Raw genomic sequence first — 10,164 nt, 5'->3', positions numbered from 1 at the left:
GCCCCGGGACGCTCCGCGTCCCTGCGATGTGACGCAGAGCGTCACTGGAGGCATTCCCACGCGGAGCGTGGGAACGATCACCACCGCATCCGCACACCCAGACTCCCGATCAACCCATTCAAATCATTTTCATCCACATCACTGCTGTAATCGGCGCTGACGTAGAAACTCACCGCGGGCGTGACTCTGGCTACCAGCCCCAACCCCACTTCGACCGTCGATGAGTTGCGGCTGCTGCTGATCTTGTCGACCTGATCGAGGGTCACGGTGTTGCCGGTGTACACGGTGTGCCACAAGTTGGTCCGCACATAGGGTTCGACCCCCAGGCCGTTGATGTCGTAACTACCTTTCAACCTTGCGCCGACCCGGCCGCTCCAGGACGTCAGGTCGCTGGACGATGCATTACTCGAACCGGCATAAGGCGTATCCAGCGTGATGCGCTGATTGATCAACTGCGCTTGCGGTTCGACTACCCAGTTTTCGCTTACCCCAATCGGAAATCCGCCTTCCACCGACAACGTCACCGCGCTGCCTTCGGTTGCTATCCGTGCGCCCTGGTCGTTACGGCTGAAACCGGCGACCCGTCCACCACTGGCCGACAGATCCACGTGCCAGCCTTGTGGCCCGGTCAGGCTCCAGTAGGCGCCGAGGCTCTGGCCTTGAAGGTTGAGGGTGTCGGTCTCGGGGGCGGCGAGGGCGCGACTGGTCAACAGGCCGTTGCTGTTGCCTTGTAACTGCGTCATCCCGCCGATCAGGCCGACCCGTTGGGTATGGCCGCTACCGCTTTGCAGGGTCAGGATCGCCGGGCCTTTGAATTCGGTGCTGCCAGGGCTGGAAAACCCCTGGGTCATTACATCGGTCTGTGCTTGTCGCGATGCCTGCCCGTACAACTGGTCCCAGGTCGAAGGCGCGGCATCTTCGATGGTCAGGCGAGAACTTCGTGTATCGGAGGCGGCGCTGAAATGGCCGGGGTAGGGGGCGGTGATGTGTATCGTGGGCAAGGTCATTGCCGGAACATCCTGGCGATACCAGGGGGCGGTTTCATCCTCTGCGTGCCCGGCTTGCACCTCCATGGACGAACACAGCAGCAGAGAACTCGAGACAGTGCAAAAAGTGATTTTGATCTCTTGTTGGGTGAATGAAGTTTTCATGGGGGTCTACCTTGCAATCGCATGCCGTATCTCGCTTTGGCGTCTCTCCTACCCCGAATGAGGGGCGACCGAATGGATTGAGGCAAGCCGCTGGCCGCCCGATTTCGCGGGTGTCTGGAGGTTTGCCCCTGGTGGATTTCCGGGGGTAGTAACGTGAAGCTAAGAAGACCCTTGACAATGCGTCAAGAAAATGGCCGATAGGCGGTAATGGAATTTTAGTGCTCGCAAGTGACTGATTTTTGCCGCGCATCTAAGTACTTGTTTGTTCGAAAAATCGTCAAAAAACCCTCGGGCCAGAGCCTTTGGATAGTGGGCTACCGGTCTGTCCGGGCGGGGTTCAGGGCCTGCTGGCCCGACGATGTCCATGTCTCGATTCTGTCAGTAATGCTGCGCTGAAATGAACGCAAGGGAATCGCTGTCCTCACACCGGTTTGTCTATCTGGCGAACAGGACTGGCCGCAACTAGGCTGAACATTCAGCCACAAGGTTTCGGGCGGCAGCCCGGCGCAGGGACAGGAGCAAAATCGATGAAAACCCAACCCAGTGTTTTCTGCCTGATGTTTACCCTGCTCCTTGCCCCAGGGGCTCGCGCCGAAGAGGTACCGGCGGCGGACGCCACCCCGATCATCAATCCGCAGGTGGTCGATAAGCTTATTGATATGGGCAACTACCTGCGCAGCCTGTCGAAGTTTCAGGTAGATGCCGAAGTGACCCTGGATACCGTCCTGGAGACCGGGCAGAAGATCAAGTCCGAGGCTTCCACTACCCTGAAAGTGCTGGGGCATGACCGAATGTACGCCCGGACAGAAGGCGATGTCCGAACGCGAGAGTTCTTCTATAACGGCAAGAAACTGACCCAGTACTCACCGTACCTCAAGTACTACACCACGGTGGATGCTCCGCCCAAGGTGTCCGAAACCCTGCACATGATCGAAAACCATTACGGGATCCAGATCCCCATGGAAGACTTGTTTCTGTTTGGCAGCGATCAGGCCCAGATCGATGCACTCAAGGAAGCCCTGTACGTGGGACCGTCGACGATCAAGGGCCAACTCTGTGATCACTTGGCCTTTCGGCAGGAGGGCGTCGACTGGCAATTGTGGATCACACGGTCCGAGAAGCCACTGCCGTGCAAACTGGTGATTACCACCACCGATGAGCAAAGCTTTCCGGAATACAGCGCGGTGTATCACTGGAACCTGAAGCCTGGCCTCCAGGAGTCGATGTTCACCTTCAAACCGGCCAAGGGTGATGTGGCGATTGCGCTGAAGAAAGCCGCTGAGCAGGGAGGGGAATGACATGAACCGGACGATGTCGTGGAGCCTGTTTGTATCGCTAGCCACTGCCGCAGTGCTGACTGTCGGCCTGATCGCCGAAGCGGATGCCCGGCCACGGGGTCAGGGGCAGGCAAGGGCGTCAGTCAACCGTGCGCCAGCCCCCAATGCCCAGCGGGCGCAGCGGATCAATACCCCGCCGCGCGCGAGCAACGTCAATGCGGGCAATCGGGTGAACTCAGGCAACCGGGTCAATGCCGGGAACACTGTCGGCAACCGTACCAACATCAACAACAGCACTCGTAACGTCAACATCAACAACAATCGCGACGTCGACATTGATGTCGACGGGCATGGCCGCTATGGCTACGACGATCACTATCATCCGATCGCCACGGCGGCGGCCGTGACCGCGACGGTCGCGGTGACAGCAGCGGTGGTTGGCTCGATCCTGACGCCGGCACAAATGCCCACCAGTTGCGTGCAGGTCATGCAATACAACACGGTGTACATGCAGTGCGGTTCGACCTGGTACCAGCCGCAGTATCAGGGCACCAATGTGACCTATGTTGTGGTCAACGCACCTTGATGCTTTGATTGCTCAGAGGTGCACTTCCACCGCCAACGGCAAGTGGTCCGACAGGTGCGTCCAGGGTTTATTGCCGAGAATTCGCGGGTTGTGGCTGCTGGCGTTGCGCAGGTAGACCCGGTCCAGGCGCAGCAGCGGAAAGCGCGCCGGGTAGGTTTTCGCCGGGCGGCCATTGTGGCGTTCGAAGGCTTCGTGCAGGTAATTGCGACGGGAGAGGGCGGCGTTGCCTTGCAACTGCCAGTCGTTGAAGTCGCCAGCGATGATTACCGGCGCATCGTCGGGCAGGGATTCAAGCAGTAGGCAGAGCAGTTGCAGCTGCAACTGGCGATGACTTTCCAGCAAGCTCAAGTGCACGCAGATCGCATGGACTTCAGCGTGCCCCGGCACGTCCAGTACGCAGTGCAGCAAGCCGCGGCGTTCGGGGCCGGTGATCGAGACATCGAGATTGCGGTGTTCGCGAATCGGGTATTTCGATAGCAGCGCGTTGCCATGATGGCCGTTGGGGTAAACGGCGTTGCGACCGTAGGCGAAATCGCTCCACATGCTGTCGGCCAGGAACTCGTATTGCGAGGTCTGCGGCCAGTCGTTGTAACGGGAGGAATGCCGATCGTGCTCGCCGACCACTTCCTGCAGGAATACAAGATCGGCCGACGTACTGCGCACCGCTTCTCGCAGCTCCGGAAGGATGAAACGCCGGTTGAGGGCGGTAAATCCTTTGTGGGTGTTGACCGTCAGCACCCTCAATCGATGAATCGCCGGGGGCGAGTCCAAGGGCACTGATTCAACGGCTCGCTGCTCGGAATCGCTGGTCACGTTCACTCCTCTGAATCTGGGCTGCTTATGCATGCGACTGATGCAGCGGCGGGCAGTTCAGTTTGAGCGACACCCATTCCATGTGGGAGCGAGCCTGCTCGCGATCGCGGAGTGACATCCAGCATGGATGTCGACTGACCCAACGATATCGCGAGCAGGCTCGCTCCCGCAGGGATTGGGTTGGATGGGGTATTGGGTCAGACAAAGACAACTTCATAGGGCAAACGCATGCGCTCCAATATCACCCGGGGCAGCAGTGGCGCGATGCCGATGGCCGGTTCGCCGTCGAGCTGGCTGGCGTAGGCGTGGGTGGCGTGGCTTTTGCGCGCGACGGTCCAGGTGTCGAGGCGTACTTTGCGCGCACGATGCCAGGGAAAGAGTCCTTGATCTCGGGTCGGCCAGTGCCAGGCCCAGACCGGCAGTTCGTTGATCGTCGCGCCGACCATGCTCGCCGCATTGGCGCTGGCGCGGCCGACGGCGTCATGATCGCAGGTGCCGTCTTCGCGCCAGGTAGTGAACACCACATCGCCGGGGCGCAAATAACGGGCGATGAATTGGGTCAATTGGGTTTCATGCTTGGCCAGGGCGTTGTCGGTAAAGCCGCCGCGAATCCACTTCAGGCTGTGCATCGGTAAACCGAGCCGGCGCAAGGCTTCGACGCTTTCCTGGCCGCGAAACACACTCAGGCGTTTCTCTGACCACTGTTGCGAGCCCGGATGGCTGGCGCTGCCATCGGTGATCGAGATCAATTGCAGGGGATGACCCAACGAGGATAGGAGCTGAAGCAAGCCTCCACACATGACCACTTCATCGCCAGGATGCGGCGCAATGACCACGGCACGCGCGCCAGTGGGGACCAGGGTCTCGGTGTTGATGACGGGGATGTTGTCCAGTTGGCGGGCGCTGTTCCAGACCTGTCCCGGCAAGCTGCTTTCGATGAGGGAAACGGGTTTCATCGGGCTACGTCCTTGTTCTGTTTGAGAGCAATGTGCAGCGCTCCATACCCTGGATTGCCGCGAGGAGAGTATTGCTCAAGTCTCGCTATTCGTCGCGTGGTGCTGGCATCTGAGACGGTATTTTTTAACCAGGCTGTACCAGGTCTCGCAAATAATCGCCGAAACCACCGCGTGCGCGACTGTCCAGCCGAGCACTGGTCAGCACTTGCGGGCGATGGCTCCAGGCTATGTTTGCGCCACAGCGTTCGAGTTGTCGCACCAGTTGCACATCTTCGTCACAGGCCAGCGGTTCGAAACCGCCGGCGCGCTGATAGGCGTCAGCACTGATGCCCAGATTGGCTCCATGAATGTGCCGATGACCTTCGCGGGCCTGATAGTGCTGGTGATAGCGAATCTGAGCCGACTCATCGAATGCCTCGTGCCACGCCTCCACCGTGACCGTGCCGCACACCGCATCGACGTCGAGGGCCAGTTGCGCCACCAGCCAATCGTGCGCCACACGGCTGTCGGCATCGGAACAGGAAATCCAGCGAGCCCCGCGCTCCAGCAGAAACCGTGCGCCGGCGGCGCGAGCCTGACCGACGTTGCGTGCCTCGATCGCCAGACTGTGCACCGGATAGGCGCTGACGATCTCCGAGGACCGGTCGGTGCAACTGTCGAGCACCACCAATACCTCGACGGTTTCACCGCCCAGCCGCTCGTGTTGCGCGGCGAGCAGGGCCGCCTCAAGGCAGTCTTCGAGCAAGTCTTCTTCGTTATGCGCGGGGATCAGAATGCCGATCATCGCAAGCCCTCCAGAGCCGCCACGGAGCGTGGTTCACGACTCCAGAGTTCCAGTAGAAAATCCGCTTCCTGATGCAGGGCCAGTCGCGGCAAATGCAAATGTTCGTGTAGCAAGTCATGGACTTGCCGGGCGTTCAACGGACAGCCGTCGATGGGCGGGCGCCAGTGGCAGGCCAGCAGTTGGCCGTCGGCGGTCAGCGATTGTGCGGCCTGTTCGATCAGGCGTTTCAGATCATCGGCGTCGAGGTAGTAGCCGATCTCGCTGAGCACGATCAGGTCGAATTTCTCGTCCGGCCAATCGGCAGGCAAGCGGCTGTGGCGGACTTCGGCGTGGTCGAACGGGCCGAGTCGGGTGCGAGCCAGCGTCACGGCTGCGGCGGCGGTGTCGCAACACAGCAGACGATCGCAGCGGCTGGCCAGCTCAAAGCTCAACTCGCCGTTGGCGCAGCCGGGCTCAAAGATCGCCCGGTAGTGAGGGCGGGGCAGTGCGGCGAGGGTGATTGCGCGTTTGCGCTGTTCATACCAGCGCTGACGGAACGACCAGGGATCATCGTTGCCGGCAAACAGACCGTCGAAATAGCGGTCGTCGACGCTCATACAAACACCACTTCGAACGGTTGCAGCAGCCGTTCCAGCACATAGGGCGCCAGCACGGGCGGCAAGCCGATGTGCGGGTCACCCTCCAACTGGCTGGCAAAGGCGTGGATCGCGTGGCGTTTGCGCGCGACCAGGTGCGGGGCCAGGAGAATTTTTCGCGCCCGGTGCCACGGCACGAAACTGTCTTCAGGTGTCGCCCAGTGCCAGGTCCACACGGGCAATTCATAGACGGTCGCACCCGCTCGTCTTGCCGCTGTGGCGCTGGCCCGGCCCACGGCTTCGTGGTCGCAATGGCCGTCCTCGCGCCACGTGGTGAACACCACATCGTTGGGGTGCAAGTGACGTTCGATGAACTCGCTCAGCTCGCTTTCTCGATCAGCGACCTGGCTGTCTTTGAATCCACCGCGCAGCCATTTCAGGCTGTGCAGGGGCACACCGAGACGTCGCAAGGCTTCGACCGATTCCTGTGGCCGCACCGCGCTCAGGCGCTCCACCGGCCAGCGCTCGGAGCCGGGATGGCTGGCGCTGCCATCGGTGACCGAGATCAGTTGCAAGGGTCGACCGGCGGCGGCGAGCAATTGCAGGAAACCGCCGCAGCCCAGCACTTCGTCATCCGGGTGCGGAGCGATGATCACTGCGCGGGCACCTTCCGGCACCAGGCTCAGGATATCGATCACCGGTAACTGCGCCAGGTGGCTGGAGGTCTGCCACCGATGAAGCGGCGTGCCCTGGCCGACGATAGGATTGGTTTTCATAACGTCCATGTTCCGGTAATGACGGTTTGGCCGAGGGCGGCGAGGTCCCGTTCGGCGTGGCTTTGGCGCAGGAACACCGGCAGGTCGGCGATCAATCGGGCGAACTGCCGATCCCTACAGTAGGGACCCGCGCCGAGGGCGTGGCCGACATGCAACATGACCTGTTCGGCGGTGTGTTCCACCACCGCCCGGGCGCGCCGGGCCAGCAATTCGGCGTCGTCCAGCGGGGCGGCGTCGATCATCAGCGCGCTGACCCGCAAGACCTCGGCGGCGGCATGCAGCGCACTGTCGACGGCGCCAAGGTGGGCCAGGGCGTGGGGTTCTTCATGGTGCGCGCAATGGCTGCGCAGGCGTTCGGCAATGCTTTGCGCCGCGCCATACCAGCAGGCGGCAATGCCGATGCCGCCCTGCCAAAAACCGGGCCGATTCAGGTAATCGCCAGGCGAACCGATGGCTTGGCCCTCGGCGCCTTCGAACAGCACTTCGACGCTGCCGGAGGCGCCCATGCCGACCGCTTGCCAGCCTTGATCGGTCACGGTCACGCCGGGTTGATCCAGCGCCACCGCGACCAATTGCTGGCAGTCCTGTTGATCCCAGGCCGTGAGCAGCGCATGACTCAACACCGCCGCGCCCGAGCACCAGGCCTTGCGCCCGTTCAACTCGACCATGTGTCCCTGCGGACGGACGCGCACCCGGGCGTTTGGCGGTTCAGCGGCCCACATGCCCCAGGTGCTGCCCGGTGTCGGCGAGCCACCCAACTGCTGGATGATTGCCAGCGCATCGGTATGGCCTTCGTACAACTTGCATAACCCGAGGTCATGCCCGCCGACCTCGGCCAACCGCTGGAATCGCTCCAGCGTCTGGCCACTGCCGGGCAGCGGAAGCTGATCAAGCCCAGCCTCCACCATCGCCCGCAGGCACCGGCCTAGCGCCTGAGTATCGGCGTAGTCCGGTGGCTGGCGAGTGAGAAACGCTTGAAGGTCCATTTCACTCTTCTTCCTCATGCTGCAATTCGAACAGCAGCAGCGAACGACCGGTGACGGAGTACTCGTGCCCGAACTCGAAGCGTTCCTGTCCACGAATCGACGGTTGATTGGTGTCGACCATGCACGTCCAGTGATAGCCGTCCGGCACTTCCGGCAAGGTGAAGTTGACGATGTCGTGGTGCGCATTGACCACCAGCAACAGGGTTGCGTTACCGCCCTTGCGGCGGATACCGGTTTCCTGGGCGCGGCCGTCCATCAACATGCCGAGGCAGCGGCCGTGCGGTTCTTCCCACTGCTCGATGGACATTTCACTGCCATCCGGGGCGAGCCAGGTCACGTCCTTGACGCCGATGTCCTCGTTGTAATTGCCCACCAGGAAGCGTCCGCGACGCAGGATCGGATAGGCCAGGCGCAACTTGATCAGACGCTTGACGAACTTGAGCAGGGCCTTGCCGTCTTCGCTCAGGTCCCAATTGACCCAGCCGATGTCGCTGTCCTGGCAATAGGCGTTGTTGTTGCCTTCCTGGGTCCGGGCGAACTCGTCGCCGGCCACCAGCATCGGGGTGCCTTGGGACAGCAGCAGCGTGGCGAAGAAATTGCGCATTTGCCGCTGACGCAGTTCATTGATTTCCGGATCGTCAGTCGGGCCTTCGACGCCGTGGTTCCAGGACAGGTTGTTATTGCTGCCGTCCTGATTGTTCTCGTCGTTGGCTTCGTTGTGCTTGTCGTTGTACGACACCAGGTCATTGAGGGTGAAACCGTCATGGGCGGTGATGAAGTTCAACGAGGCATAGGGCCGTCGGCCGCGCTGATTGAACATCTCGCCGGACGCCGTCATGCGGCTGGCGAAGTCGGCCAGTTGGCCGTCATCGCCTTTCCAGAACGCGCGCACGGTGTCGCGGAACTTGTCGTTCCACTCGACCCAGCCCGGTGGAAAACCGCCGACCTGATAACCGCCGGGGCCGCAATCCCAAGGCTCGGCGATCATCTTCACCTGGCGCAGCACCGGGTCCTGGCGGCAGGCCACAAGGAAGCTGTGACGTTCGTCGAAGCCTTCGTGGTAGCGGCCGAGAATGGTCGCCAGGTCGAAGCGGAAACCGTCCACGTGCATTTCCGTGGCCCAATAGCGCAGGGAGTCGGTGACCATTTGCAGCACGCAAGGGTGACTCAAATCGAGGGTGTTGCCGGTGCCGGAATCGTTGATGTAGTAACGCTTGTCATCAGGCATCAAGCGGTAATACGAGGCGTTGTCGATGCCGCGCATGGACAGGGTAGGGCCTTGCTCGTTGCCCTCGGCGGTGTGGTTGTAGACCACATCGAGGATCACTTCCAGATTGGCTTCGTGCAGGTGCGCGACCATCTCCTTGAACTCGGCGATTTTGCCGCTGGCCAGGTAACGCGGATCCGGGGCAAAGAAGGCGATGCTGTTGTAGCCCCAGTAATTGGTCATGCCTTTGTGCAGCAGGTGCTGGTCGTTCACGAAAGCGTGGATCGGCAGCAACTCCACCGACGACACCCCGAGCTTGCGAATGTGTTCCAGCACGTCATCGACCATCAACCCGGCGAAGGTGCCACGCACGTTCTCGGGGACCGAAGGGTGGCGCATGCTGATGCCGCGCACATGGGTTTCATAAATGATCGTCTTGTCCCACGGCACGCTGACGCGATGGTCGTTGCCCCAGGTGTGAGCAGGGTCGATCACCTTGCACTTGGGGACAAACGGTGCGCTGTCGCGTTCATCGAAACTCAAATCGGCGTCAGGATGCCCGATGGTGTAGCCGAACAACGCTTCGGACCATTTCAGCTGGCCGACCAGTTGTTTTGCATAGGGGTCGATCAGCAATTTGTTGTGGTTGAAACGATGACCGTTGGCCGGGTCGTAGGGGCCATAGACACGGTAGCCGTAAATCAGCCCTGGGTGGGCGTCGGGCAAGTAGCCGTGGTAGATCTCGTCGGTGTATTCCGGCAGTTCGATACGTTCGAGTTCGACCTCGCCGGCATCGTCGAAGATGCACAGTTCGACTTTGGTGGCGTTGGCGGAAAACAAGGCAAAGTTGACCCCCAGACCATCCCAGGTCGCACCCAGCGGGAAGGGCAAGCCTTCACGGATTCGCGAGGCCTCGGCGTGAGGTTCTGGCGCGGCTTTCTTTGGATTGGACATAGATGCTCCTGCAAAAAGGGGATTCTTTGTAGGAGCGAGGCTTGCCCGCGAAGGCGGTGTTTCAGTCACAGTTGAATCGACTGACATGCCGCCTTCGCG

The 10,164-nt window shown here is 61.1% G+C and carries 10 protein-coding genes; 2 read left to right on the top strand and 8 right to left on the bottom strand.

What is annotated here, in order from left to right; translation table 11 throughout:
* Positions 1 to 77 precede the first annotated feature (77 nt).
* The gene (locus QMX98_RS27680) at positions 78 to 1,151 is read right to left on the bottom strand and encodes an autotransporter outer membrane beta-barrel domain-containing protein (protein ID WP_077749965.1); all 1,074 of its coding nucleotides are present in this window, start codon (positions 1,149 to 1,151) and stop codon (positions 78 to 80) included.
* 527 nt (positions 1,152 to 1,678) lie between these two features.
* On the opposite strand from QMX98_RS27680, the gene QMX98_RS27675 reads away from it, so the two are divergent.
* Together QMX98_RS27675 and QMX98_RS27670 are read left to right on the top strand one after the other, a co-directional pair.
* Positions 1,679 to 2,449, top strand: coding sequence for a DUF2092 domain-containing protein (locus QMX98_RS27675; RefSeq protein ID WP_282411680.1), 771 nt, complete (start codon positions 1,679 to 1,681; stop codon positions 2,447 to 2,449).
* Position 2,450: 1 nt separating this feature from the next.
* Positions 2,451 to 3,014 carry a hypothetical protein gene (locus QMX98_RS27670; protein ID WP_282411679.1) on the top strand — a complete coding sequence of 188 codons (564 nt, stop codon included), beginning with the start codon at positions 2,451 to 2,453 and terminating at the stop codon, positions 3,012 to 3,014.
* A gap of 12 nt (positions 3,015 to 3,026) precedes the next feature.
* Here the strand turns inward: QMX98_RS27670 and QMX98_RS27665 are convergent, their stop codons facing one another.
* The 7 genes from QMX98_RS27665 to glgX all read right to left on the bottom strand — a co-directional run bounded on the left by QMX98_RS27665 (position 3,027) and on the right by glgX (position 10,065).
* Positions 3,027 to 3,827, bottom strand: coding sequence for an endonuclease/exonuclease/phosphatase family protein (locus QMX98_RS27665; RefSeq protein WP_010459937.1), 801 nt, complete (start codon positions 3,825 to 3,827; stop codon positions 3,027 to 3,029).
* Between the two features lie 197 nt (positions 3,828 to 4,024).
* A complete protein-coding gene (locus QMX98_RS27660; RefSeq protein WP_077749963.1) occupies positions 4,025 to 4,783 on the bottom strand; it encodes a PIG-L family deacetylase in 759 nt (252 codons plus the stop codon).
* Between the two features lie 124 nt (positions 4,784 to 4,907).
* A complete protein-coding gene (locus tag QMX98_RS27655; RefSeq protein WP_010459942.1) occupies positions 4,908 to 5,567 on the bottom strand; it encodes a glycosyltransferase in 660 nt (219 codons plus the stop codon).
* The gene (locus QMX98_RS27650; RefSeq protein ID WP_010459944.1) at positions 5,564 to 6,163 is read right to left on the bottom strand and encodes an SAM-dependent methyltransferase; all 600 of its coding nucleotides are present in this window, start codon (positions 6,161 to 6,163) and stop codon (positions 5,564 to 5,566) included. Before QMX98_RS27650 ends, QMX98_RS27655 begins: the two co-directional genes overlap by 4 nt.
* A complete protein-coding gene (locus QMX98_RS27645) occupies positions 6,160 to 6,918 on the bottom strand; it encodes a PIG-L family deacetylase (RefSeq protein WP_010459946.1) in 759 nt (252 codons plus the stop codon). Before QMX98_RS27645 ends, QMX98_RS27650 begins: the two co-directional genes overlap by 4 nt.
* Complete coding sequence (locus tag QMX98_RS27640; RefSeq protein WP_282411678.1) at positions 6,915 to 7,904, bottom strand: acyl-CoA dehydrogenase family protein; 990 nt, start codon at positions 7,902 to 7,904, stop codon at positions 6,915 to 6,917. Before QMX98_RS27640 ends, QMX98_RS27645 begins: the two co-directional genes overlap by 4 nt.
* 1 nt (position 7,905) lies before the next feature.
* Positions 7,906 to 10,065 carry a glycogen debranching protein GlgX gene (glgX, locus tag QMX98_RS27635; RefSeq protein WP_010459951.1) on the bottom strand — a complete coding sequence of 720 codons (2,160 nt, stop codon included), beginning with the start codon at positions 10,063 to 10,065 and terminating at the stop codon, positions 7,906 to 7,908.
* Between the last annotated feature and the right edge of the window lie 99 nt (positions 10,066 to 10,164).

It is taken from the genome of Pseudomonas sp. PS02303 (assembly GCF_029959925.1).
Classification (GTDB): domain Bacteria; phylum Pseudomonadota; class Gammaproteobacteria; order Pseudomonadales; family Pseudomonadaceae; genus Aquipseudomonas; species Aquipseudomonas mandelii.
Note: the sequence above shows the minus strand (reverse complement) of the source record. Positions and strands in the feature narration are given on the sequence as shown.

Excerpts from the sequence above, each read along its gene's own strand:
- QMX98_RS27680 (WP_077749965.1), bottom strand. The coding sequence starts at position 1,151 with ATGAAAACTTCATTCACCCAACAAGAGATCAAAATCACTTTTTGCACT.
- QMX98_RS27675 (WP_282411680.1), top strand. The coding sequence starts at position 1,679 with ATGAAAACCCAACCCAGTGTTTTCTGCCTGATGTTTACCCTGCTCCTT.
- QMX98_RS27670 (WP_282411679.1), top strand. The coding sequence starts at position 2,451 with ATGAACCGGACGATGTCGTGGAGCCTGTTTGTATCGCTAGCCACTGCC.
- QMX98_RS27660 (WP_077749963.1), bottom strand. The coding sequence starts at position 4,783 with ATGAAACCCGTTTCCCTCATCGAAAGCAGCTTGCCGGGACAGGTCTGG.
- QMX98_RS27655 (WP_010459942.1), bottom strand. The coding sequence starts at position 5,567 with ATGATCGGCATTCTGATCCCCGCGCATAACGAAGAAGACTTGCTCGAA.
- QMX98_RS27650 (WP_010459944.1), bottom strand. The coding sequence starts at position 6,163 with ATGAGCGTCGACGACCGCTATTTCGACGGTCTGTTTGCCGGCAACGAT.
- QMX98_RS27645 (WP_010459946.1), bottom strand. The coding sequence starts at position 6,918 with ATGAAAACCAATCCTATCGTCGGCCAGGGCACGCCGCTTCATCGGTGG.
- QMX98_RS27640 (WP_282411678.1), bottom strand. The coding sequence starts at position 7,904 with ATGGACCTTCAAGCGTTTCTCACTCGCCAGCCACCGGACTACGCCGAT.
- glgX (WP_010459951.1), bottom strand. The coding sequence starts at position 10,065 with ATGTCCAATCCAAAGAAAGCCGCGCCAGAACCTCACGCCGAGGCCTCG.